Here is a 22881-nt window from a genome sequence, read left to right on the forward strand (position 1 = left end):
ATGCTGCCGTTCTGGATCGCCCTGCAATTTCTCGGTAGCCTGCCGATTCGTCTGCCCGGCATGCCGCGCCCGGAAGAGCTTGGGCGTTCGTTGTTGTTCTACCCGCTGGTAGGCGTGGTGTTCGGCATGCTGCTGCTGGGTTTCAGCGCGCTACTCAGTGGTACGCCGCTCATGCTGCATGCCGCGTTGGTACTCAGCGCCTGGGTGCTGCTCAGTGGCGGCTTGCATCTGGACGGTCTGGCCGACAGTGCCGACGCCTGGCTGGGCGGTTTTGGTGATCGCGAACGTACCTTGCAGATCATGAAGGACCCGCGTAGCGGGCCGATTGCCGTGGCCACGCTGGTGCTGGTGCTGCTGCTCAAATTTGCAGCGATTCTGGCGCTGATCGAAAGTCACAGCAGTATCGGGCTGCTGTTGGCGCCGCTGATCGGACGCGCTGCCATGCTTGGGCTTTTTCTGGGCACACCATATGTGCGTTCCGGGGGATTGGGGCAGGCGCTCGCCGATCACCTGCCGCGTGGCCCTGGACGCAAGGTTTTGGCCGCCACTGCCATTGCGTGCGTGCTGCTCGCCGGCTGGTCAGGGGTAGCTGTATTGCTGGTCTGCGCCGTTTGTTTCTTCTGGCTGCGGCAGTTGATGATGCGCCGTCTGGGCGGCTGCACGGGCGACACCGCCGGGGCGCTGCTCGAACTGTTGGAGCTGGCAGTCCTGCTGACGCTGGCGCTGCTTTAACAGCCCTGCCAATGCTTTGTTGACAGCTTTTACCGGCAGCGCGTAGCTTCGCGATTCGCAGGTAAAACCATGTAACAAAGTGCAGGGAGCTTAACCATGACATCGATCTGGCGTACCAGCGGCTGGGTTCTGCTGGGCAGTGCGTTGATCCTTGCGCTTTCGCTGGGCACGCGGCACGGTTTCGGCCTGTTTCTGGCGCCCATGAGCGCGGATTTTGGCTGGGGGCGTGAGGTCTTTGCCTTTGCCATCGCCTTGCAGAACCTTATGTGGGGTCTGGCGCAGCCGTTCGCCGGGGCGCTGGCAGATCGATTTGGCGCGGCCAAAGTCGTCTTCGTTGGCGGTGTGCTGTATGCGGCAGGGCTGTTGTGCATGAGTATGGCTGATTCGTCTCTCAGTCTCTCCCTTAGTGCTGGTTTGCTGATCGGTATTGGTCTGTCCGGCACGTCTTTTTCGGTCATTCTGGGTGTCGTCGGGCGCGCGCTGCCTGCGGAAAAACGCAGCATGGGCATGGGGATCGCCAGCGCGGCGGGTTCATTCGGCCAGTTCGCCATGTTGCCCGGCACACTGGGCTTGATCAGTTGGTTGGGCTGGTCCGGTGCCTTGCTGGTGCTGGGCTTGATGGTGGCGCTGATCCTGCCCTTGGTAGGCATGCTCAAGGATACGCCGAGCGTGTCTACCGGTATCGAGCTGACGCTGGGCGAGGCGCTGCGTGAAGCCTGCTCGCATTCGGGTTTCTGGCTGCTGGCACTGGGTTTCTTCGTCTGTGGCTTTCAAGTGGTGTTCATCGGCGTGCACCTGCCGGCCTATCTGGTGGATCAACACTTGCCTGCCAAGGTCGGTACAACGGTGCTGGCCTTGATCGGGTTGTTCAATATCTTTGGCACTTACACCGCTGGCTGGCTGGGCGGGCGCATGTCCAAACCTCGACTGTTGACCGCGCTTTATCTGTTGCGCGCGGTGGTGATCGTCTTGTTTCTCTGGGTCCCGCTGAGCCAGACCAATGCCTATCTGTTCGGCGTAGCAATGGGCCTGCTGTGGCTGTCGACTGTGCCGCTGACCAACGGCACGGTCGCGACACTGTTTGGTGTGCGTAACCTGTCGATGCTGGGCGGTATCGTCTTTCTGTTTCACCAGTTAGGCGCATTCCTCGGCGGCTGGCTGGGCGGGCTGGTGTATGACCGTACCGGCAACTACGACCTCGTCTGGCAAGTCTCGATACTGCTGAGTCTGCTGGCCGCCGCTTTGAACTGGCCGGTGCGTGAGCGCCCGGTGGCCAGGTTGCAGGCGCAGGGTAGCCTTGCATGAGCCGTCGCTGGCCTCTACTGGCGGCGGTGCTCGCAGGCGCGGTGGTGTTGGGGCTGGTCTGGTGGGCCTGGCAGCACGTTGGACTGGCTGCGTTGCAACTGGGAATGGCCGCTTGCTAGGCAGACAGCCTGGCATGGGGTAGCGTGTCGACAAACGACAACATTATCCAGGGCCGCCATGATGAACATTCGCTTTGTTTCGATTCCTCTCCTGCTGCTGGCCATGAGTGGCGCTGCAATGGCTGCCGACTGTCCGCCGCTGCTGCAGGGCGAGTTGCCCAAGCTGCGCGCCAAGGAAAACATCGACCTGTGCAAACGCTTTGCCGGCAAGCCGCTGGTGGTGGTCAACACCGCCAGTTTCTGTGGCTTTGCCCCGCAGTTCAAAGGGCTTGAAGAGCTGAGTCAGCGCTACAAGGGGCAGGGGCTTGAGGTGTTGGGCGTGCCGTCCAATGACTTCAAACAGGAAGCCAAGGATGGTGAGGAGACCGCCAAGGTTTGCTACGTCAATTACGGCGTGACTTTCACCATGACCGAGCCGCAGGCCGTACGCGGCGATGATGCGACCCATTTGTTCAAGGTGCTGGCCGAGCAAAGCAGTGCGCCGCGCTGGAATTTCTACAAGTACGTGGTTGATCGCCAGGGTAAAGTCATTGCCAACTTCTCCAGCATGACCAAGCCGGATGATCCTGAGCTGATCGCAGCCATTGAAAAGGCGATTGCGTCGAAGCCTTAGGGCGGGCTTGAGTGTTGTCTGAATCTGCCTGACATCGCAGAAGCCTTGTGTGACGCGGAGCGCCACAAAGAGGACGCAGAGCGTCCAGAACTGCATGCCGACGCGGAGCGTCGGCACGATAGTCAGTCATGAGGCGGAGCATCTGTACGGTAGCCCGTCAATGACGCGGAGTATCTGTACGGCAGTCAATCAATGCGGGTCTGAGCGCATCAGGCACGCAATAAAAAGCCCGCAACCATTACTGGTTGCGGGCTTTTTTCAGTCTGGCAGTTGCTATCAGAAGCGATAGGTAACCGAAGTGCCCAGGCCGTGAGCGGTGTTGCGGTAGTCAGCGCTGTACGAACCTTTGGTCGCGCTGGAGTCGCGGATCTTGGTTTCGTCTTCACGCAGGTACGAGTACGCCACGTCGATGGTCAGGTCGTCGGTCGGGCTCCAGCCTGCACCGAAACTGATGATCTTGCGATCGCCAGTCGGGATGCGTGGGGAGCGGTTGACGTTGTTGGTCGGCGACTGATCAACGGAGAAACCTGTGCGCAGGGTCCACTCTTTATTGACCTTGTACGAGGCACCGATGGCGTGCGCCCAGGTGTCGTGCCAGTTCTGTTCTTCGGTGATGGTGCCGATTGGGCCGGCAGAACCGCCCAGCAGAGCAGGGACGCCATCGTTGTTGACGGTGATGTCTTGCAGGCGGCTCCAGCGAGTCCAGGTACTGCCTGCGTAAACAGTCCAGTTTTCGTCGAGTTGCTGGGTGATGGAGAAATCCACCGACTCAGGCGTGGAGATGTCCAGCGAGGCATCGTACTTCTGGCCGCCGAACGGACCGAAGCCCGAGCCTTCGATCTTGGTCTTGCCCTTGAGCTTGTAATCGACCTTGGAGTGGTAAGTCAGGCCCAGACGAGTGGTGTCGGTAGCCTGCACCAGAATGCCGGCATTGAAGCCGATTGCGGTGTCATCGCCTTCGATCTTCACCTTGCCGTCATTACGGCCCGGTGTTGCGGCGTTCAATGTTGCCGAGGTCAGTTCACCGTCGATGCGGTTGATGGTCGGGCCGAAACCGATGGAAACCTTGTCATTGAATGCATAGCTGACAGTTGGCTGGAAGGTCACGATCTGGACGTGACTCTTGTCGCCCCAGTAGCGGCCGGCGAAGCCTTTTTCGTAATCAGTGACCAGGCCGAACGGGACGTACACGCCCAGACCAAATGCCCAGTGATCATCGATAGGTTTGACGTAATAGCCCATTGGCACGCCCACCACCGGAACCATGTCACCGTCGTTGCTGCCGCCGAATGTGCCGCGACCGTTGTCGATGTCGGTCTTGGCGATCACGGCTGCGGCGCCGACGCTGATTTGTTCGCGTTTGATTCGGGACATGCCGGCAGGGTTGCCGAATACGGTGCTTGCATCATCGGCTGACGAGGAGCGACCAGCAAAGCCTGTGCCCATGCCGCTGATGCTTTGTTCGTTTAGGGCAAAACCGGCTGCAAGCAGTTGAGAAGAAGCCAGACCCAGGGCGAGTCCAAGTGTTGTCCGGTTCAGTGCTTTTGTCATTATTTTCATTATTAGAACTCCTTGTTGTTCACCGGTCGAAAATTACCAACATTTTCGATGGCGCGCTATAGGCTGAGGAGCCCGATTTAGAGCTATTCTTGTAGGACAATCTTGATAAAGCCGTGGGAATTGCAATTTAGACGAAGTCCCAGTGCTGCACATTGGTTAATGTCGTCAATTCAATATAGAGCGGGCATAAAAAAGCCCCGCTTTGCAGGGCGGGGCTTTTGGCGAGCGGTGAATCGTTTGCGTCAGGCGATGAGTGCTTGACGAGTACGCTCGATCACGGCTTGCAGCGGTTCGGCGCTTGCGTACTGATCGGGGTACAGGCGTTCGCTGTGACGGGCGATGCCGTGTTCGTTGACGATTGTAAAACTGAAACAGCCTTTGCGAGCGGCCATGATCAGGCAGTTCATCGGGGCAAAAGCATTGGTCAATGTGTGAATTGCGTGTTGGGTTTGAGTATTCATATTCAAGGTGTTTCCTGAAACAACACGGAACAATACCGTGCATAAATAAAGATTCCAGTAAACGCGGGCCGACATTTGATACAAAAGCCTGGCTGGGCGGAGAACCTGACTGGAACAAAGACAGGCAGTTGAAGCGCGCTTTATCGTATGGCGCTCTGGCTGACCGGTAGGTACTTAGGAGGGCAGGCAACACAACAGGAGCAAAGGTTCTACGCTCCGGGTGAAGATCCTGATCAATTGCAGGCTGGTTGAAGCAGACCATGAGAGCCATGACTGCACTGTCACCCCAAATGGTGCATCAGCGCGAAAGGTTCATGTCTGGAAACCATCAAGGTGGTCGATCCCTTGTTGCCAACATTCTCGTCGCATGGAGGAGTGTCTGTCGGGGGACTTGTCGACCGGAATTGATTTTCAGCTTGGTACTAACGGCGGCAATTTTACCCGCCATTTCGAAGTATTGCAAGCGTCGGTAAATAAAATTCACCAGTGCCCGACCATACGGTAGATCAGCACGGTCACGGATGCGACCATCGAGCACCCGAGCAGGTAGGCAGCGATGGTCAGCCGCAGGGACTTGCGGCCTTCGATGGCGCGCATGATGTCGCCTGTCTTGTTGATACGTCCATTGCTCAGGTCGCTGCAGATGATCAGCAGCAGGGCAATTGCAGACAACAGCACGCTGTAGGCGAAGACGCCGCCGTCCGGCGGTGGCAGGACAATACTGGTGGCCAGGGCGACGATGCAGACGGCCATCAGCAGCAGGAAGAACTTCACTATCTCCTTCATGGGGCCTTCACTGAATCCTTGGTGGCTGATATTTGGTCTTTTTTGGCAGTGCTTGGACCGCGAGATGCATGATTTGTCGCCTGCATTGTTTTCAAGGCGTCTGGTGAGGTGTGGACTGCGTCGGCGACAGGTCGATCCCAGTGGTTGAAAGGCTGCTGAAAGCCACGTATTCATTGAGAATAAGATGCAATCGAGCAACAATCATATGATGCCCGAAATGGCTGAAAAGAGCCCCGGCAAGGAGTTGTGCACATTAGCTGAACAAGCTGCCATATCACTGTCACAAGCGTTGCTAAGGGTTTGATTTATGATGGTGAATTATTAAGTCAATGAAAAACATCGTTTTTTTTAGCTGGTGAAAAAATCGTCAGTTTGAGCGCAGGCCGCATCCTGCTTGCGTTTGCGGAAGTTAAAGGGGGGTTGTCCACTGAGTTATCCACAGCTTCTGTGGATTGTCCCGGCTGAAATGTCCCCGAAATGGGGGCTGTGCACGTTGCTGAAAGCGCGTACAATTCGTTCCCCCGATTTGCCCCCGCCTGTTGATCTTGCCTCGCCCTAGACGACGTTTCTGCTGCACTATCACGCGCTTACCCACACTGCCGCTGGCGATGATTCAGCCTGCATGGAGTCTTTATGGCACTGGACCTGAACAGCCTTTTACTGGGGCTTGCTGCAGCTGCTGTGCCCTTGTTGGCATTGCTCTGGCAGTTGCAGCGTCGTCTGGCACTTCGTCAGGCCGAGAGCGCGCTGCTGGACGAGCGCCTGAGCATGGCGCAGATGGCGCAGGAAGGCCTCAATGCGCAACTGGATGCCTGCCGCGACGAGGTGAGTGACCTCAGCCAGGCCAATGCGGCCAAACAGGCCGACCTTGCAGCGCTGCGGCGCGAGGTCGAGTTGCTGCGTCAGGAAGGCGATAGCGCTCGCGAAACGGCGCATGCCTGGAATCATGAACGTGCCGGCAGAGAAGCCGAGTTGCGTCGTCTGGATGCGCAGTGCGCGGCATTGAATGCCGAGTTGCGTGAACAGCAGGACAGCCATCAGCAGCGCCTGAATGACCTGCAGGGTTCCCGGGATGAGCTGCGCGCGCAGTTCGCCGAGTTGGCAGGCAAGATCTTTGATGAGCGTGAGCAGCGTTTTGCCGAAACCAGCCAGCAGCAACTGGGGCAATTGCTCACACCGCTCAAGGAGCGCATCCAGTCGTTCGAAAAGCGCGTCGAGGAAAGTTATCAGAACGAAGCCCGCGAACGTTTTTCGCTGGCGAAGGAGCTGGAGCGTCTGCAGCAGTTGAATCAACGTTTGAGCGATGAAGCCACCAACCTGACGCGCGCCCTGAAAGGGCAGAAGACCCAGGGTAACTGGGGTGAACTGATTCTTGAGCGGGTGCTGGAGCATGCCGGGCTTGAAAAGGGCCGTGAATACCAGACGCAAATAAGCCTCAAGGGGCCGGATGGCGAGCGCTTTCAGCCTGATGTGCTGATCATGCTGCCCGGTGACAAACAAGTGGTGGTCGATGCCAAGGTCAGCCTGACGGCTTATCAGCAGTACGTATCGGCTGATGACGACGTTATCGGTCAGGCTGCGCTCAAGCAACATGTGCTGTCGCTGCGCAATCACGTCAAAGGCCTCTCAGGCAAGGATTACAAGCGTCTTGAGGGGCTTCACAGTCTGGATTTCGTTCTACTCTTCGTGCCTATCGAAGCGGCTTTTTCTGCAGCCTTGCAGGCGGAGCCGAATCTGTTTCAGGAAGCTTTTGATCGCAACATCGTGATTGTCAGCCCCACCACACTGCTGGCCACCTTGCGGGTCATCGACAGCCTGTGGAAGCAGGAACGTCAGAGCCAGAACGCGCGCGAGATTGCCGAGCGTGCAGGTTGGCTGTACGACAAGTTTGTGTTGTTCATTCAGGATCTGGACGAGGTAGGCAACCGTCTGCAGCAACTGGACAAGGCCTACTCGGCGGCGCGCAACAAGCTGACGGAGGGGCGCGGCAACCTGATAAGCCGTAGCGAGCAACTCAAGCTGCTGGGTGCGCGTGCCAGCAAGAGTCTGCCCGCGGACTTGCTCGAACGGGCTATGACTGACAATGACGGCCTGATCAGTCCGCCTGAATGATCAGTTTGGCTCGTCGGCGCAACGTTCAGTAACAGGCCGTCCGTCGCAAAGACTAGAAGCGAGCCTGTACAAATGTCACATTGGCTCTATCGGAAAATTGTTTTCCGTAGCACTCGGCTAACGGTTCATTTGCTTCTATGATCTCTAGTGAGTGATGTGTATAGATTGACTGCCGGGTATTTCCCTCAAGGGGGCTCTATGAATAGCAAACTGCAAGAATGGCTCCATGACGCAGGCGTTGCATTGGGTCTTATAGAACGACCAAAACTGCAGCCCATTCCGGTTCGTGCCGATGATGATCGTCGTCGCCAACGCCGGTAAACCTCTCGCCTGACCCTCTTCGCTGGGCAGAGCGTATATTGAATCTGGTCGGGACGCACAGGAGTGTCCCGATACAAGGGCTGGCATTCAATGCCGATGTTCAGGTTTTCCCTTGGTTTTGTTGCCTTCGCTTCCCATCAACAGAATTAGCTCGATGATCATGTGCAGGGAAAAGTCCTCGGGCTTTGTGATGGCCTGTTCCTTGATCTGGTCAGGAAACGCGAAGTTGAAGACGTCCCCCAGCGCCGCGAACAGGCACTCTATGTCATCGTCCTCAAAAGCCAGGTCGATGAAGGTGGCACCTTCGTGAATCATGCTTTTATCCACTAGAATGATGCCTAGCGCGTCAAACACCTTCTGTTTGATTTCTTCGCGATTCATGAAAGCCCCTGAGGTTGATCTTGTCAGATTCAGCAGGCGTATTTCATTTCACCAGCCCAGACCTCAAGGCTAGCTCAAATCGCTGTTGCAGCTACGGTTTACCCCCGCGCAATGGGGGCTATCCGGTTAAACTGCGCCGCAGTTCGACAGGCGGTTGTGATGAGCTCAAGGTCATGGCGCAGCGCGGCATGTTTTAACCCTTTTGGATTGTCCGAGTAAGAACCGATGCCCCGCGCCCGCTGTAAACGTTGCCTGCGTCCCGTCCCGCACTGTCTCTGCGCCTTGATTCCGCAACTGGACAGCCGCACGCGAGTGTTGATCCTGCAGCATCCCGATGAAGCCGGCCATGCGTTGAATACGGCGCGACTGGCCGCACTGGGTCTGGTCAATGCGCAGTTGCGGGTGGGGGAAGTGTTCGATGATCTGCAAACGCTTTTGAACCCGCCCGGCTATCAGGCGCGGTTGCTGTTTCCGGGTGACGCTGCCGAGACGTTGCTGCCCTATGTGCAGAACTCGCTGCCCATGTTGCTGGTCGTGCCGGATGGCACCTGGCGCAAGGCGCGCAAACTGCTGCACCTCAACCCCTTGTTGGCGGGCCTGCCAAGGGTCACGCCAGGCATTGTGCCGGTTTCGCGTTATCGCTTGCGCAAAGCGCCGGGTCCGGATGCCTTATCAACGCTTGAGGCTATCGTTCATACGTTGCAGACGCTGGAAGCGCCACGCTCTTTCGAGGCGCTGCTGAAGCCTTTCGACGCCTTGATCGAAGGTCAGATTCAGGCAATGGGCAGCGAGACGTATCAGCGCAATCACGGCGGTCAGGGGTAAAGAACACAATTGGCGGCGTTAACTGCGCCCAGCTGTAACTGTTGCTTTGCAGATCAGCGCCTAGAATGAGCAACTGGTTCTATCTCTTGCGGAAGGTTCAATGCACATCTCGTCTGGTCGTTGGGTCTATGGCCTTTGTCTGTCGCTGTTGACTGCGTTGCTCTGGGGCATTCTGCCAATCAAGCTCAAGCAGGTTCTGCAGGTGATGGACCCTGTCACTGTGACCTGGTTTCGCCTGGCTGTTTCCGGCGCGCTGTTGTTCATCTGGCTGGCGTCGGTCAAGCGCCTGCCCAGCTTCAAGGTGCTGGGACGCAAGGGGCAGGTACTGGTGGGGCTGGCGGTATTCGGCCTGGTCGGCAACTACGTGCTGTACCTCATCGGCTTGCGGCTGCTGAGCCCCGGTACCACGCAATTACTGGTTCAGGTCGGCCCGATCTTCCTGTTGATCAGCAGTATCTTTTTGTTCAAGGAACGTTTCAGTCTGGGGCAGGGCATTGGTCTGGCCGTCTTGCTGATCGGTTTCGGCTTCTTTTTCAATCAGCGTCTGGTGGAGCTGTTCACCTCGTTGGGCGATTACACCCTTGGTGTGCTGGTGGTGCTCCTGGCCTCGACCATCTGGACGTTCTATGGATTGAGCCAGAAGCAGCTCCTGACCGTGTGGAATTCGCTGCAGGTGATGATGGTGATTTACCTGTTCTGTGCGCTGTTGCTAACGCCTTGGGCGCACCCCGCCGAGGCGTTATTGTTGAGCCCGTTGCAGGGCTGGTTGCTGCTCGCCTGCTGTCTGAATACGCTGGTGGCCTACGGTGCTTTCGCTGAGGCGCTGGCGCATTGGGAGGCATCACGGGTTAGCGCGACGCTTGCGTTGACGCCGTTGGTTACGCTGACCGCCGTGGCTGCCGCAGCGTGGCTATGGCCTGATTATGTGCAGGCAGAGGAATTGAACGTGATGGGTTATGGCGGCGCGCTGCTGGTCGTGACGGGGTCGGCGCTGACCGCGCTTGGCCCTTCACTGGTCGCGGGCCTCAGAGCGCGCAAGGCAAGGCTCGCACAGGCCTGAATTCACCGCCCGGACAGATCAGCGCTTGCCCAGTGCCTGTGCCTGGAGAATCCATTCCTGGCGTTGCTGTTCGCTGGCACTGTGCACCGGGGCAAATTCGCTAAGGCGTTTGGTTTTTATCCCGCAAAAGCCCAGTATCGTCCGCACCATCTGCCGGTGAGCCGGCGCGCCGTAAATCCATTGAAAATAGCGTGGCGGCGTGTCCATGGCGACCAGCAGCTCCGCAGTGCGGCCTCGGAGCAGCTCATTGGAGGAATGCTTGCGGCCGTGGGTCTTGAACGCAAAACCGGGCGTCAGTACCCGGTCGAAAAAGCCCGTCAGTAGCGCCGGCAAGCCACCCCACCAGACGGGATAGACGAATACCAGATGCTCGGCCCAGTGAATCTGGCGCTGGGCTTCGAGCAGGTCCGGTTCAAGTGTCTGGGTTTGATCGTAGCCGTTGTGCAGAATAGGATCGAAATCCAGCTCGCCCAGCTTGAGCTCCCGCACCACATGCCCTTCACTGCGCGCAGCCTGTGCATAGGCTTCGCCAAGGGCATGGCAGAGGCTGATGGCTTTCGGCGTACCGTAAACCATCAGAATCCGTTTGCCGTTACCTTCCAGTGGCGTTGCGCCGCTTCTGGCATCAGCCATTACTGCCTGCCTCGAGCATTTTGTCCGGACGCACCCAGGCGTCGAACTCCTCATCGGTCAGATAACCCAGCGCCAATGCGGCTTCACGCAGGGTCAGGCCTTCGGTGTAAGCCTTCTTGGCAATCTGCGCCGATTTGTCATAACCGATATGCGGATTGAGTGCAGTAACCAGCATCAGTCCGCGCTCCAGGTGCTCAGCCATTTTTTCAGCATCCGGCTGCATGCCTGCAATGCAGTGTTCATTGAAATTGCTGCAGCCATCGGCCAGCAAGCGGATCGATTGCAGCACATTGTGGATGATCACCGGCTTGTAGACGTTCAGTTGCAGGTGGCCCTGGCTGGCGGCGAAGCCGATGGTCACGTCGTTGCCCATGACCTGGCAGGCGAGCATCGACAAGGCCTCGCACTGGGTCGGGTTGACCTTGCCGGGCATGATCGAACTGCCGGGCTCGTTGGCTGGCAGCCTGACTTCGGCCAGCCCGGCACGCGGGCCGGAACCCAGCAAGCGCAGGTCGTTGGCGATTTTCATCAGGGTTCCGGCCAAGGTCTTCAGTGCGCCGGAAAGTGCTGCAAGCGGCTCGTGACCGGCCAGTGCGGCGAACTTGTTGGGCGCAGTGACGAACGGCAGCCCGGACAGTGCAGCCAGCTCTGCTGCGATGGCCTCGGCGAAGCCTTTCGGCGAGTTGAGCCCGGTACCGACCGCAGTACCGCCCTGAGCCAGCTCATAGACGGCGGGAAGCGCAGCGCGAATGGCCTTTTCTGCGTAATCCAGTTGCGCGACAAACCCCGACAGCTCCTGGCCAAAGGTGATAGGCGTCGCGTCCATCATGTGCGTGCGCCCGGTCTTGACCAGTTTCATGTGCCGCGCAGCCTGTTCGGCAAGCCCGCTGGAAAGCTCGGCGATGGCGGGCAGCAGCTGTTCCTTGACCGCTTGGGCAGTGGCGATGTGCATGGCTGTCGGGAAGCAATCGTTGGAGCTTTGCGAGCGGTTGACGTGATCGTTGGGGTGAACTGGTGATTTACCGCCACGGCCCTGACCTGCCAGTTCGTTAGCTCGGCCTGCGATCACTTCGTTGACGTTCATGTTGCTTTGCGTGCCGCTGCCGGTCTGCCAGACCACCAGCGGGAATTGCGCGTCGTGCTGACCGTCGAGCACCTCATCGGCGGCCTGTTCGATCAGGCGGGCAATGTCGGCGGGCAGATCGCCGTTACGGTCGTTGACGCGTGCCGCGGCTTTCTTGATCAGGGTCAGCGCGTGCAGAACGGGCAGTGGCATACGCTGATCGCCAATCGCAAAATTGATCAGTGAGCGTTGGGTCTGCGCGCCCCAGTAGGCATCTTCAGGGACTTCGATCGGGCCAATGCTGTCGGTTTCGGTGCGGCTCACTGTTCTTACTCCTTTAAGTGCGTTGCAGGGTTAGGTGTCCATATGCCTATAGGGTTCCCGCGCAGTGCTTTTTAACCGCTGGGTGAACCGGGGGTTGAGCCAAAAGCCCAGATAAGCGCAGAATGGTCGGCCCTGGGGTAATGCCTCGTTTGCTAGATAAGGAAACTCGATGACCCGTCTTCGTGCCATTTGTACCGCGGTAGCCCTGGTCTGTGCCAGCGGCCAGGTCTTCGCCGACACCGCCAGTCACAACGCGAGCGCCGAAACGTTCCTGAAGCTTGCCAACGCCGATCGCCTGGGCGCTCCGGTCTATGCGCAGGTTCAGCAGATGTTCGCTCAGCGTTTTGCTGAAACCAAGGCACCTGCATCGAAAAAAGCCCTGCTTGAAACCTATCAGGCCAAGGCCAACACGGCTCTGGACCAGGCCATTGGCTGGAATAAGCTCAAGCCTGAGATGGTCAAGCTGTACACCGCCAACTTCACTGAAAGCGAGCTGAAGGACCTGGTTGCGTTCTACCAGTCTCCGCTGGGCAAGAAAGTGATGACCAAAATGCCTGAGCTGGCTCAGCAATCGGCTCAACTGACCCAGAGCAAACTGGAAAGCGCAGTGCCGGTCGTCAACAAGCTTCTGGCTGACATGACTGCCGAACTGGAACCTGCCAAGGCAGCCGCTCCAGCTCCTGCCAAAAAGCCCTGACAGGCGATTGCTGCCATGACCATGCAACAACGAATCGAGTCGGCGCTTGCGCTGCTGCAACCGCACCATCTGCAAGTGCTCGACGAGAGCCACATGCACAGTCGTGGTCAGCAGACCCATTACAAGGCTGTTCTGGTCAGTGATCAGTTTCAGGGCCTGAATTCGGTCAAGCGGCACCAGAAGGTTTACGCCACGCTGGGTGCCCTGATGGGCGAGTTTCATGCGCTGGCGTTGCACACTTACACGCCTGAAGAATGGTCGAAGGTCGGTGCAGCGCCTGCTTCACCGACCTGTGCTGGCGGTCACTGATCAGGGCTTTTGGCTGATTTGCGCCCTTTTACCGGGGCTATTGATCCGCTGACCTGCCTGCGGCACTCCGGTTTTTGCTAGAATCCGCACCGCGCCGCCTGGCCGGTGCGTTTTTTTGTCCGCACATTTTTACCCGGTAGGCCCTTTGCGAGGGTCGCCACTGGAGAGATACATGACTCAAGAGCCGATGACTCAGCCGATCGTCGTGGCCGCGCTGTACAAGTTCGTCACCCTCAGCGATTACGTGGAACTGCGCGAGCCCCTGTTGCAGGCGATGGTCGACAACGGCATCAAGGGCACGCTGTTGATCGCCGATGAAGGCATCAACGGTACGGTGTCCGGCAGCCGCGAAGGCATTGACGGCCTGATGGCCTGGTTGAAGAGCGATCCGCGTCTGATCGACATCGACCACAAGGAATCCTACTGCGACGAGCAGCCGTTCTATCGCACCAAGGTCAAGCTCAAGAAAGAGATCGTGACCCTGGGCGTAGAGGGTGTCGACCCCAACAAGAGCGTCGGTACGTACGTCGAGCCCAAGGATTGGAACGAGCTGATCACTGACCCTGAAGTGCTGTTGATCGATACCCGCAACGACTACGAAGTCTCGATTGGCACCTTCGAGGGCGCCATAGATCCGAAGACGACGTCTTTTCGCGAGTTTCCGGAGTACATCAAGGCGCATTTCGACCCGGCGGTGCACAAGAAGGTCGCCATGTTCTGTACCGGTGGCATTCGCTGCGAAAAGGCCTCCAGTTACATGCTGGGCGAAGGTTTTGAAGAGGTCTATCACCTCAAGGGCGGGATTCTCAAATATCTGGAAGAAGTCCCCGAGCAGGAAAGTCAGTGGCGCGGCGAGTGTTTCGTGTTCGACAACCGGGTTACGGTGCGCCACGATCTGACCGAAGGCGATTATGATCAATGCCATGCCTGCCGCACGCCGATCAGTGCCGAGGATCGTGCCAGCGAGCATTACTCACCGGGTGTCAGTTGCCCGCATTGTTGGGATTCGCTGAGCGAGAAGACTCGTCGCAGCGCCATCGACCGGCAAAAACAGATCGAACTGGCTAAGGCACGTAACCAGCCCCATCCGATTGGTCGCAACTATCGTTTGCCCTCCGAGGCCTGAGCCATGTCTGCCCGCCTGATCTATGTCATGGACCCTATGTGCTCCTGGTGCTGGGGCTTCGCTCCAGTTGCCGACGCGTTGGTGCAACAGGCTCGGGCAGCGGGCGTGCCGCTGCATCTGGTCGTGGGCGGTCTGCGCTCTGAGGGTGCAGCGCTGGAGCCGGCCAAGCGTCGTTACATTCTCGAGCACTGGCAGGCGGTCGAAGAGGCCACCGGCCAGCCGTTTCTTCGCGACGGTGCGCTGCCGGAAGGTTTTGTCTACGACACCACGCCTGCCTGTCTGGCCGTCACTGCGGCACGGCAGTTGGACCCGGACCGCGCCTGGGAACTGGTCGGGCTGATTCAGCGGGCTTTCTATAGCGAAGGTCGTGACGTAACACGCCCTTCATTGCTGGCCGAACTGGCCGAGCAGGCGGGGCTGTCGCGTCAGGCATTTGCCGATGAATTCGAGAGTAAGGAGCGGCAAGCTGCCACGGCAGCTGATTTCGCCTGGGCGCAGGATCTGGGCATCGCCGGTTTTCCGACCCTGCTTGCCGAGCGTAACGGCCAGTTGGCGCTGTTGACCAACGGTTATCAGCCGTTGAGCAGCCTTTCGCCCTTGCTGCGTCGATGGCTGGAGCGTGCAGCCAGTGCGTGATGAATCGCCCGATGCCGCCCGGCAGTCGCAAGCCACGCATGGCGATGCGTTGAGTTGGGCCGAGATCCGGCGTCTTGCGTTGCGTCATAAAAAGGCCCTGTGGCTGGCCAATGGTGTCGCGGTTCTGGCGACACTGTGCAGCGTGCCGATCCCGTTGTTGTTGCCGTTGCTGGTTGACGAAGTGCTGTTGGGGCGCGGCGATGCGGCACTGAAAGTCATGAATCACTTGCTGCCTGACGGCCTGCAAAAGGCGGCGGGCTACATCGGCCTGATGCTCTTGCTGACTCTGGTGCTGCGTGTCGGAGCGCTGGTGTTCAACGTTCTGCAGGCGCGGCTGTTTGCCGGGCTGGCCAAGGATATCGTCTACCGTATCCGGCTACGTTTGATCGAACGGCTCAAGCGCATTTCCCTGCGTGAGTACGAAAGCCTGGGCAGCGGCACGGTGACTACGCATCTGGTGACCGACCTGGACACGCTGGACAAGTTTGTCGGCGAAACCCTCAGCCGACTGCTGGTAGCCACGCTGACCCTGGCAGGCACGGCGGGCATTCTGATGTGGATGCACTGGAAGCTGGCGCTGCTGATTATGCTGTTCAACCCGCTGGTGATTCTGCTCACGGTGAAGCTGGGCAAGCGGGTCAAGCATCTCAAGAAGCTGGAAAACGACAGCACGTCGCGTTTTACCCAGGCGCTGAGTGAAACACTGGATGCGATTCAGGAAGTCAGGGCGGGTAATCGACAGGGTTTTTTCATTGGTCGGCTGGGCGTGCGGGCGCAGGAAGTGCGTGATTACGCCATCAATTCGCAATGGAAAAGCGACGCCTCGGGGCGTGCCAGCGGGCTGCTGTTCCAGTTCGGTATCGATATCTTTCGTGCCGCCGCAATGCTCACGGTGTTGTTCTCGGACCTGTCGATCGGGCAGATGCTCGCGGTGTTCAGCTACCTGTGGTTCATGATGACGCCGGTTGAGCAACTGTTGAATCTGCAATACGCCTATTACGCGGCGGGTGGTGCTCTGACGCGTATCAACGAGCTGCTGGCGCGTGCCGATGAGCCGCAATATGTCGGCGGCACTGACCCTTTCGCAGGGCGCGAGACCGTGGGGGTCGAGGTGCGTGGCCTGAGTTTCGGTTATGGCGAAGACCTGGTGCTGGATCAGTTGAACCTGAGCATCGCGCCGGGTGAAAAAGTCGCCATCGTCGGTGCCAGTGGTGGCGGCAAGAGCACCTTGGTGCAGTTGCTGCTGGGCTTGTACACGGCCCGCACCGGAGTGATCCGTTTTGGCGGCGTCAGTCAGCAGGATATCGGTCTGGACACTGTGCGCGAGAACGTTGCCGTGGTACTGCAGCATCCCGCCCTGTTCAATGACACGGTGCGCGCCAACCTGACCATGGGTCGTGACTGCAGCGACGAAGCCTGCTGGCGTGCGCTGGAAGTTGCGCAACTCGATTCTGCGATCCGCGATCTGCCACAAGGTCTGGACAGCGTGGTAGGGCGCTCCGGGGTCAGAATGTCGGGTGGCCAGCGTCAGCGCATGGCCATCGCACGCATGGTATTGTCCGACCCTAAAGTGGTTATCCTCGATGAAGCTACCTCGGCACTGGACGCGGCTACCGAGTACAACCTGCATCAGGCCCTCGCACGTTTTCTGCGTAGTCGCACAACGCTGATCATCGCGCACCGCCTGTCGGCCGTGAAGCAGGCTGACCGGGTGCTGGTGTTTGATGGCGGGCGGATTGTCGAAGACGGCGGACACCAACAGTTGATTGCCGATGGAGGTCTTTACGCAAAGCTGTACGGACACTTGCAACAAATCTGATGTGCGATGCCTCGATCAGCGCACAGCTTGGCTCGATTGCGGGAGAATCACCCGCCATCATTTACGAATTTAGCCTAGTCTCTGCGCTAGACGTTTATTCAGGCATGTGGTGAGGTGAAACCCATGAATCAACCATGGACCTTCTCCAAGCCCCGTCTGTTGGGCATCGTATGGCCATTCATTGCCGTCGCGCTGTTTCAGGCGTTGCTGGGGTGTGTCAGTCTCTACACCATGTCTGCGGTGCGCAGCTATGTGGCGGGCGAGAGTCTCTGGTCCAAGGGCCAGAAAGACGCCATCCATTACCTGAGCCTATACGCCATCACGCATGATGAGCGTGACTATCTGAAGTATCAAAACGCCTTTTCCGTCCCTCAGGGCGGCCACGCCTTGCGCAAGGCGCTCGATCAGCCTATTCCGTCCATGGCGGATGCCAGGGCCGGGATCATTCAGGGCGGCAATCACCCCGATGACGCGAACGGCATCATCTGGATGTACCTGAACTTCCATAACTTCAGCTTCATGAAGCAGGCCATTCACTTTTGGGAGGTGGGTGATGGCTACCTCATGCAGCTCAATGAACTTGCGCGGAATATTCACGACCGGGTCGGTGAAGGTGAGGTGACTGCCGCCGAGGTCAATCAGTGGCGAGTGCAGATCAATGTCATCAATGAAGGAGTAACACCCGCAGCGCGGGCGTTCAGTGATGCGCTGGGCGAGGGGTCCCGGTTCATCCTCAACCTGCTGATTGCGGTCAATCTGGTCACTGCCGTTTTACTGATTCTTCTGGCGCTGCTGCGCGTGCGTCGTCTGATTGTCCAGCGGCGCGTGTTTGCTGATGCCCTGCAACTTGAGAAAGAGCGCGCCCAGATTACCCTGGAGTCCATCGGCGACGGAGTGATCACCATCGACGTGGCCGGGGCCATTGTCTACATGAACCCCGCAGCCGAGGGCCTGACGCACTGGAAAAGCACCCAGGCCAGCGGGCTTCCGCTGACAGCGCTGTTCAATCTGCTGGATGAAAACGATCAGAAGGACACCTCGACGCTGGTCGAACAGATCGTCACCGGCAAGCTCAAGGGCGGCAGCGCCAACAGCAAGCTTATCCAGCGGCTGGATGGCAGTACGGTCTCGGTAGCACTGGTCGGTACGCCGATCTACAACGAGGGGGTGGTCAGCGGGGCGGTGCTGGTACTGCATGACATGACACAGGAGCGTCAGTACATCGCCGATCTGTCATGGCAGGCCGCCCATGATCCGCTGACCGGGCTGGTCAATCGCAGTGAATTCGAGCATCGCCTGCAGCGGGTACTGGATGGTATTGACGATCAGGCGAGCAGCCACTGTCTGATGTTTCTTGACCTGGATCAGTTCAAACTGGTCAATGACACTGGTGGTCATGCGGCGGGCGATGAGCTGCTGCGCCAGCTTTGCCGGGCATTGCCGCAGGGCTTGCGCGACGGTGACACACTGGCCCGGTTGGGAGGTGACGAGTTTGGCGTGTTGCTGGTCGATTGCCCTGCCGACACTGCCCTCGATATAGCCGAGGGGTTGCGCGAGATCGTGCAGACCCTGCATTTCATGTGGAAAGGTCGGCCATTCATGACTACCGTAAGTATCGGTCTGGTGCAGCTCGGCGATACACCCGCCACGCTTGAAGGGTCGTTGTCTGCTGCCGACATGGCCTGTTATATGGCCAAGGAGAGAGGCCGCAACCGGGTTCAGGTCTACAGTGTTGACGACCTGACTCTGTCGATGCGTTTCGGCGAGATGGCCTGGATACAACGTCTGCACATGGCAATGGATGAAAATCGCTTTTGCCTTTATGCGCAGGAAATCGCTTCGATCAAAGGTGAAGGCGATGAGGTACGGCACATAGAAATCCTCCTGCGCCTGCGTGATGAGTCCGGACGAATGGTGGTTCCGGACAACTTTATCCCGGCTGCCGAGCGCTACGGTCTTATGACGACGCTGGATCGTTGGGTGGTGCACAATGTCTTCAAAGTGATCGCCCAATGCCAGAGTGATGATCGGCATCAGGCACCGCAGGCGCTATGTGCTATAAATTTGTCAGGTTCAAGTATCGGCGATGATACGTTCCTCGAATACCTGAAACAGCAGTTCAAGGCATTTGCCGTATCGCCTGGAATGATCTGTTTCGAGATCACTGAAACCAGTGCCATTGCAGACCTGGACAGCGCGATTCGCTTTATCAACGAGTTGAAGGGGCTGGGCTGTCAGTTTTCTCTTGATGATTTCTGTTCGGGCATGTCGTCCTTTGCCTATCTCAAACACTTGCCTGTGGATTTTCTGAAAATCGATGGCAGTTTTGTAAAGGACATGCTCGACAATCCGATCAACAAGGCTATGGTCGAGGTCATCAACAATATTGGTCATGTAATGGGCAAACGCACCATTGCCGAGTACGTAGAAACGCCGCAGATAGAGTTTGCGTTGCAGGAAATGGGCGTGGATTTTGCACAAGGGTATCTGATATCACGCCCTGAATTGTTCACTTGCGAGAGTCTGTACATTCAGCCCGTACGGCCTGACCCCCTGATGTTCGGCGCGCCAGGAACGCTACGTTAATCAGTTGAAACCCTATAAGGAGATACCCAGTGATCGACACTTTCGAGAGAACCGGTCCGCTCATGGAAGCCAGCAGTTATCCGGCCTGGGCGCAGCAGTTGATCAAGGATTGCAGCGCTGCAAAGGCACGGGTGGTCGAGCACGAGTTGTACCAGCAGATGCGCGACGCGAAGCTGAGTCCGCAGATCATGCGCCATTACCTGATTGGCGGTTGGCCGGTTGTCGAGCAGTTCGCGGTGTACATGGCCAAGAACCTCACCAAGACCCGCTTTGGTCGTCATCCTGGCGAAGACATGGCGCGCCGCTGGCTGATGCGCAATATTCGCGTCGAACTCAATCATGCTGACTACTGGGTGAACTGGTGTGCAGCGCACGATGTGACGCTTGAAGACCTCCACGATCAACGGGTTGCGCCTGAGCTGCACGCACTGAGCCACTGGTGCTGGCAGACCAGCTCTTCGGACTCACTGGCTGTTGCGATGGCGGCCACCAACTATGCCATTGAAGGAGCGACGGGCGAGTGGTCGGCAGTGGTCTGTTCCACTGGTGCGTACGCCGAAGCATTCCCTGAAGAAACCCGCAAGAAAGCCATGAAATGGCTCAAGATGCATGCACAGTATGACGACGCGCACCCTTGGGAGGCGCTCGAGATCATTTGCACGTTGGTGGGTAATAAACCGAGCCTGCAGCTGCAAGCTGAGCTGCGTCAGGCCGTTACCAAGAGTTACGATTACATGCATTTGTTCCTGGAGCGTTGCATGCAGCTGGACAAGGTCAAGCCTGCGCGTGGGCGTGTTGCCGCGCTGGAAGTTTAGAGGCTGGGCGAGAAAGGCAGGAAAGAGTGCTAGCTGGCCATGGCAAGACGGTTGCGACCTTCGCGTTTAGCAACATACAGGGCGTTGTCGGCCCTGCGCAGCAGGCTGTCGGCGGTTTCTGCCGGCAGCAGTGTTGAGCATCCCAGGCTGACGGTCATGGTCAGGGCTGGGTCAAGCTCGCGAAACTCGAGGTTCCGCACGGCCTGACGCAGGCGTTCGCCGATCAGTTCAGCCGAACTGGCTCCGGTGTTGGAAAGAATCACCACGAACTCTTCACCGCCATAGCGGAACACACGATCGATGTTGCGCAGTTGCGCTTTCAGGCTTTGCGCAACGGTTTTCAGTACATCATCGCCAGTATGATGGCCGTACTCATCGTTCACTTTCTTGAAATGATCGATATCCAGCATAAGCAATGAAAGCGGTTGCTTGTGACGACGCGATATTTCTATCTCGCGAGCCAGGCCCTGATCCATTGCGATACGGTTACCGGTACTGGTCAAAGGGTCGCGCAACGCCGTCTGTGTCGCAATGCGATACAGCAGGGCGTTCAGCAGCGGGTACACCAGACAGACCAGCAGCGATTCAAGGTCGCTCAGTTGCCGGGTATCAAATGGCTTGGCGCCTTGAAACTCCAGCTCACCGATGCACTTGCCCTCGTGACGCAGGTGAAAGGTGGCGCTGTCGGATGACATCTCGCCCAGACGCAGATTCAGGTCGCTTTCGATATGTCGATAGGCCAGACCACTCAATGGCAGGAACCGTTGCACACCCTGAAAAAACAGGGTCAGTATCCGCTCGGCTTCCAGGCTGGTCTGCAATTGTCGCCCAAGCTGATAAACCAGCTCGGGCAGTGACGGGGGTGGAAGTATGGCGTCGGGTCGATTTCGAAAACCCAGGCGTTGCAGTTCAGCCGTATCGAAATCGATTGCATGGGTCTGGGTAGGAAAATTCATCTCTTCGCTCCTCAGCACATATTGCTGGCTTGGCTGGGTTAGAGGGGATGTCGTGCCATTCGGTTCATTTTTGCCCGGACTTATTAAAATCAGTGGTTTAGCTGACGCCATCTCTCTGACAGTGAGGGCGAGTCGGCAATTCCTTGACTTAAAATGCCGCTAAAAACGCCTGCCGTGACAGTTTTCCGTCACGGCAATGTCTGGTTATTTTTGCTCACTGAGCATTCAGCGCCTGCCCGTTTATGCCCTTACTGTCCGGTCCCATCAAGTACAGGTAGACCGGCATGATGTCTTCAGGCGCGGGATTGTTCTGCGGGTTTTCGTCAGGGTAGGCCTGCGCACGCATACCGGTGCGGGTAGCGCCCGGGTTGATGCTGTTGGCCCGCACACTGGTGACGCCTTCAAGCTCGTCGGCGAGGGTTTGCATCAGGCCTTCGGTAGCAAATTTCGATACCCCGTACGCGCCCCATTGCGCGCGGCCTTTGCGACCAACGCTGCTGGAAGTGAAGGCCACCGATGCATCGGTCGAGCGCCGAAGCAGTGGCAGCAATGCCTGGGTGAGCATGAAGGTGGCATTGACGTTGACGTGCATGACCTGCATGAAGTCTTCGCCTGGCAGGTGTTCCACTGAAGTGCGCGGTCCGATGATCGAGGCGTTGTGCAGCAGCCCGTCAAGACGGCCGACTTTGCGCTCGATCATGGTCGCCAGGTCGTGATACTGCGCGGGGTCGGCGCTTTCCAGATCGAAGGGTATGACCAACGGCAGCAAATGACCTGCTGCCTGTATCTCGTCATGGACCTGAGCCAGGCTGGCTTCAGTTCTGCCCAGCAGCAGAACAGTCGCGCCATGCGCTGCGTAGGTTTTTGCGGCTGCAGCACCGATGCCGCGAGCGGCACCGGTGACCAGAATGATCCGGCCCTTGAGCAGTTCCGGGTGCGCTGAGTAGTCAAACATGTAAAACCTCGTTCAGCAGCTGCACAGTGCGTCATCCAGCACCTTACGCAGTTCCAGCGGATGATCGACCACCACGTCGGCACCCCAGTGATCAGGATTGTCGTCGGGGTGGATGTAGCCGTAGCGCACGGCAGCAGTCTTGGTGCCTGCGTCGCGGCCGGACTCAATGTCGCGCAGATCGTCGCCTACGAACAGGACGCTGGCCGGGTCGAGGTCGAGCATCTTGCAGGCCAGAATCATCGGCTCGGGGTGTGGCTTGCTGTGCGTGACGTGGTCCGGGCAGATCAGTACGGCGGAGCGTTCGGCCAGGCCGAGCTGTTCCATGATCGGCTGAGCGAAGCGCACCGGCTTGTTTGTCACCACGCCCCAGATCAGGCCGGCCTTCTCGATGTCGACCAGCAACTCGCCCATGCCATCGAACAGTCTGCTGTGGACGGCGCAGTCACGCTGATAGCGCTCCAGGAACTCGAGGCGCAATGCTTCGAATTGCGGCGCTTGCGGCGACATCGCGAAGGTCGCTGCCACCATGGCCCTGGCGCCACCTGAAACTTCATCGCGGATCAGTTTGTCCGGTACGGGGGGAAGGCCGCGGTCGGCCAGCATCGCCTGAGCAATGGCGATGAAGTCCGGTGCGGTGTCGAGCAGGGTGCCGTCCATGTCGAATAAAACCGCTCTCAGGCGCATCTG

24 protein-coding genes are annotated in these 22881 nt (G+C 58.2%); 15 read left to right on the top strand and 9 right to left on the bottom strand.

From position 1 onward, the window contains the following. The 4 genes from RYC18_RS04545 (at position 1) to RYC18_RS04560 (ending at position 2769) form a co-directional block, all read left to right on the top strand. Positions 1–732 carry an adenosylcobinamide-GDP ribazoletransferase gene (locus RYC18_RS04545; RefSeq protein WP_057405677.1) on the top strand — a complete coding sequence of 244 codons (732 nt, stop codon included), beginning with the start codon at positions 1–3 and terminating at the stop codon, positions 730–732. 96 nt (positions 733–828) lie between these two features. Next, a complete protein-coding gene (locus RYC18_RS04550) occupies positions 829–2037 on the top strand; it encodes an MFS transporter (RefSeq protein ID WP_016981434.1) in 1209 nt (402 codons plus the stop codon). Then, positions 2034–2156, top strand: coding sequence for a hypothetical protein (locus RYC18_RS04555; protein ID WP_016981433.1), 123 nt, complete (start codon positions 2034–2036; stop codon positions 2154–2156). The genes RYC18_RS04550 and RYC18_RS04555 overlap by 4 nt, the downstream gene beginning before the upstream one ends. A gap of 61 nt (positions 2157–2217) precedes the next feature. Beyond that, the gene (locus RYC18_RS04560) at positions 2218–2769 is read left to right on the top strand and encodes a glutathione peroxidase (protein ID WP_002554590.1); all 552 of its coding nucleotides are present in this window, start codon (positions 2218–2220) and stop codon (positions 2767–2769) included. A 276-nt stretch (positions 2770–3045) separates the two neighbouring features. On the opposite strand, the gene RYC18_RS04565 is transcribed toward RYC18_RS04560, so the two are convergent. From RYC18_RS04565 to RYC18_RS04575, 3 genes are all read right to left on the bottom strand, one after another. Further along, the gene (locus tag RYC18_RS04565) at positions 3046–4329 is read right to left on the bottom strand and encodes an OmpP1/FadL family transporter (protein WP_016981432.1); all 1284 of its coding nucleotides are present in this window, start codon (positions 4327–4329) and stop codon (positions 3046–3048) included. Positions 4330–4571: 242 nt separating this feature from the next. Beyond that, positions 4572–4790 (bottom strand): hypothetical protein, encoded by a 219-nt coding sequence (locus RYC18_RS04570; protein WP_002554588.1) that lies wholly within the window; start codon positions 4788–4790, stop codon positions 4572–4574. Between the two features lie 480 nt (positions 4791–5270). Beyond that, positions 5271–5576 (bottom strand): hypothetical protein, encoded by a 306-nt coding sequence (locus tag RYC18_RS04575; RefSeq protein ID WP_002554587.1) that lies wholly within the window; start codon positions 5574–5576, stop codon positions 5271–5273. 747 nt (positions 5577–6323) lie between these two features. On the opposite strand from RYC18_RS04575, the gene rmuC reads away from it, so the two are divergent. Then, positions 6324–7688, top strand: coding sequence for a DNA recombination protein RmuC (gene rmuC, locus RYC18_RS04580; RefSeq protein WP_162836993.1), 1365 nt, complete (start codon positions 6324–6326; stop codon positions 7686–7688). Positions 7689–7886: 198 nt separating this feature from the next. Beyond that, complete coding sequence (locus tag RYC18_RS04585; RefSeq protein ID WP_101165338.1) at positions 7887–8009, top strand: PA1414 family protein; 123 nt, start codon at positions 7887–7889, stop codon at positions 8007–8009. Between the two features lie 87 nt (positions 8010–8096). On the opposite strand, the gene RYC18_RS04590 is transcribed toward RYC18_RS04585, so the two are convergent. Continuing rightward, positions 8097–8390 carry a hypothetical protein gene (locus RYC18_RS04590; protein ID WP_005755183.1) on the bottom strand — a complete coding sequence of 98 codons (294 nt, stop codon included), beginning with the start codon at positions 8388–8390 and terminating at the stop codon, positions 8097–8099. Between the two features lie 225 nt (positions 8391–8615). Here RYC18_RS04590 and RYC18_RS04595 point away from each other — a divergent pair, with 225 nt between their 5' ends. Then, positions 8616–9215, top strand: coding sequence for a tRNA-uridine aminocarboxypropyltransferase (locus tag RYC18_RS04595; protein ID WP_002554584.1), 600 nt, complete (start codon positions 8616–8618; stop codon positions 9213–9215). 100 nt (positions 9216–9315) lie between these two features. Continuing rightward, on the top strand, positions 9316–10275 hold the full coding sequence (locus tag RYC18_RS04600) for a DMT family transporter (RefSeq protein ID WP_005744715.1): 960 nt from the start codon (positions 9316–9318) through the stop codon (positions 10273–10275). Between the two features lie 18 nt (positions 10276–10293). Here the strand turns inward: RYC18_RS04600 and RYC18_RS04605 are convergent, their stop codons facing one another. Both RYC18_RS04605 and RYC18_RS04610 read right to left on the bottom strand, forming a co-directional pair. Beyond that, the gene (locus tag RYC18_RS04605; RefSeq protein ID WP_005744713.1) at positions 10294–10908 is read right to left on the bottom strand and encodes an NAD(P)H-dependent oxidoreductase; all 615 of its coding nucleotides are present in this window, start codon (positions 10906–10908) and stop codon (positions 10294–10296) included. After that, entirely contained in the window at positions 10901–12295 is a 1395-nt protein-coding gene (locus RYC18_RS04610) for a class II fumarate hydratase (RefSeq protein ID WP_002554581.1), read from the bottom strand. Before RYC18_RS04610 ends, RYC18_RS04605 begins: the two co-directional genes overlap by 8 nt. Positions 12296–12464: 169 nt before the next feature. Here RYC18_RS04610 and RYC18_RS04615 point away from each other — a divergent pair, with 169 nt between their 5' ends. The 7 genes from RYC18_RS04615 (at position 12465) to RYC18_RS04645 (ending at position 20283) form a co-directional block, all read left to right on the top strand. Next, complete coding sequence (locus RYC18_RS04615) at positions 12465–12992, top strand: DUF2059 domain-containing protein (protein ID WP_003314637.1); 528 nt, start codon at positions 12465–12467, stop codon at positions 12990–12992. 15 nt (positions 12993–13007) lie between these two features. Next, a complete protein-coding gene (locus tag RYC18_RS04620; protein WP_002554579.1) occupies positions 13008–13301 on the top strand; it encodes a BolA family protein in 294 nt (97 codons plus the stop codon). Positions 13302–13473: 172 nt separating this feature from the next. Beyond that, the gene (locus RYC18_RS04625) at positions 13474–14427 is read left to right on the top strand and encodes a rhodanese-related sulfurtransferase (protein WP_010200048.1); all 954 of its coding nucleotides are present in this window, start codon (positions 13474–13476) and stop codon (positions 14425–14427) included. A gap of 3 nt (positions 14428–14430) precedes the next feature. Continuing rightward, positions 14431–15063 (top strand): DsbA family protein, encoded by a 633-nt coding sequence (locus RYC18_RS04630; protein ID WP_316883717.1) that lies wholly within the window; start codon positions 14431–14433, stop codon positions 15061–15063. Beyond that, complete coding sequence (locus tag RYC18_RS04635) at positions 15056–16882, top strand: ABC transporter ATP-binding protein (protein ID WP_316883719.1); 1827 nt, start codon at positions 15056–15058, stop codon at positions 16880–16882. Before RYC18_RS04630 ends, RYC18_RS04635 begins: the two co-directional genes overlap by 8 nt. 123 nt (positions 16883–17005) lie before the next feature. Further along, on the top strand, positions 17006–19468 hold the full coding sequence (locus tag RYC18_RS04640; protein WP_005755176.1) for an EAL domain-containing protein: 2463 nt from the start codon (positions 17006–17008) through the stop codon (positions 19466–19468). A gap of 29 nt (positions 19469–19497) precedes the next feature. Further along, complete coding sequence (locus RYC18_RS04645; RefSeq protein ID WP_054078247.1) at positions 19498–20283, top strand: TenA family transcriptional regulator; 786 nt, start codon at positions 19498–19500, stop codon at positions 20281–20283. 29 nt (positions 20284–20312) lie between these two features. On the opposite strand, the gene RYC18_RS04650 is transcribed toward RYC18_RS04645, so the two are convergent. From RYC18_RS04650 to mupP, 3 genes are all read right to left on the bottom strand, one after another. After that, a complete protein-coding gene (locus tag RYC18_RS04650) occupies positions 20313–21239 on the bottom strand; it encodes a GGDEF domain-containing protein (RefSeq protein WP_002554573.1) in 927 nt (308 codons plus the stop codon). Between the two features lie 214 nt (positions 21240–21453). Then, entirely contained in the window at positions 21454–22194 is a 741-nt protein-coding gene (locus RYC18_RS04655) for a YciK family oxidoreductase (RefSeq protein WP_005744705.1), read from the bottom strand. A 12-nt stretch (positions 22195–22206) separates the two neighbouring features. Next, entirely contained in the window at positions 22207–22878 is a 672-nt protein-coding gene (gene mupP / locus RYC18_RS04660; protein ID WP_316883726.1) for an N-acetylmuramic acid 6-phosphate phosphatase MupP, read from the bottom strand. Between the last annotated feature and the right edge of the window lie 3 nt (positions 22879–22881).

Origin of the sequence: Pseudomonas syringae group sp. 247E2 (assembly GCF_032587795.1) — a bacterium.
Taxonomy (GTDB): Bacteria; Pseudomonadota; Gammaproteobacteria; order Pseudomonadales; family Pseudomonadaceae; genus Aquipseudomonas; species Aquipseudomonas amygdali.

Bases quoted from the DNA above. Each gene is read 5' to 3' on its own strand.
- RYC18_RS04545 (WP_057405677.1), top strand. From the start codon at position 1: ATGCTGCCGTTCTGGATCGCCCTGCAATTTCTCGGTAGCCTGCCGATT.
- RYC18_RS04550 (WP_016981434.1), top strand. From the start codon at position 829: ATGACATCGATCTGGCGTACCAGCGGCTGGGTTCTGCTGGGCAGTGCG.
- RYC18_RS04555 (WP_016981433.1), top strand. From the start codon at position 2,034: ATGAGCCGTCGCTGGCCTCTACTGGCGGCGGTGCTCGCAGGCGCGGTG.
- RYC18_RS04560 (WP_002554590.1), top strand. From the start codon at position 2,218: ATGAACATTCGCTTTGTTTCGATTCCTCTCCTGCTGCTGGCCATGAGT.
- RYC18_RS04565 (WP_016981432.1), bottom strand. From the start codon at position 4,329: ATGAAAATAATGACAAAAGCACTGAACCGGACAACACTTGGACTCGCC.
- RYC18_RS04570 (WP_002554588.1), bottom strand. From the start codon at position 4,790: ATGAATACTCAAACCCAACACGCAATTCACACATTGACCAATGCTTTT.
- RYC18_RS04575 (WP_002554587.1), bottom strand. From the start codon at position 5,576: ATGAAGGAGATAGTGAAGTTCTTCCTGCTGCTGATGGCCGTCTGCATC.
- RYC18_RS04585 (WP_101165338.1), top strand. From the start codon at position 7,887: ATGAATAGCAAACTGCAAGAATGGCTCCATGACGCAGGCGTTGCATTG.
- RYC18_RS04590 (WP_005755183.1), bottom strand. From the start codon at position 8,390: ATGAATCGCGAAGAAATCAAACAGAAGGTGTTTGACGCGCTAGGCATC.
- RYC18_RS04595 (WP_002554584.1), top strand. From the start codon at position 8,616: ATGCCCCGCGCCCGCTGTAAACGTTGCCTGCGTCCCGTCCCGCACTGT.
- RYC18_RS04600 (WP_005744715.1), top strand. From the start codon at position 9,316: ATGCACATCTCGTCTGGTCGTTGGGTCTATGGCCTTTGTCTGTCGCTG.
- RYC18_RS04605 (WP_005744713.1), bottom strand. From the start codon at position 10,908: ATGGCTGATGCCAGAAGCGGCGCAACGCCACTGGAAGGTAACGGCAAA.
- RYC18_RS04615 (WP_003314637.1), top strand. From the start codon at position 12,465: ATGACCCGTCTTCGTGCCATTTGTACCGCGGTAGCCCTGGTCTGTGCC.
- RYC18_RS04620 (WP_002554579.1), top strand. From the start codon at position 13,008: ATGACCATGCAACAACGAATCGAGTCGGCGCTTGCGCTGCTGCAACCG.
- RYC18_RS04625 (WP_010200048.1), top strand. From the start codon at position 13,474: ATGACTCAAGAGCCGATGACTCAGCCGATCGTCGTGGCCGCGCTGTAC.
- RYC18_RS04630 (WP_316883717.1), top strand. From the start codon at position 14,431: ATGTCTGCCCGCCTGATCTATGTCATGGACCCTATGTGCTCCTGGTGC.
- RYC18_RS04640 (WP_005755176.1), top strand. From the start codon at position 17,006: ATGAATCAACCATGGACCTTCTCCAAGCCCCGTCTGTTGGGCATCGTA.
- RYC18_RS04650 (WP_002554573.1), bottom strand. From the start codon at position 21,239: ATGAATTTTCCTACCCAGACCCATGCAATCGATTTCGATACGGCTGAA.
- RYC18_RS04655 (WP_005744705.1), bottom strand. From the start codon at position 22,194: ATGTTTGACTACTCAGCGCACCCGGAACTGCTCAAGGGCCGGATCATT.
- mupP (WP_316883726.1), bottom strand. From the start codon at position 22,878: ATGCGCCTGAGAGCGGTTTTATTCGACATGGACGGCACCCTGCTCGAC.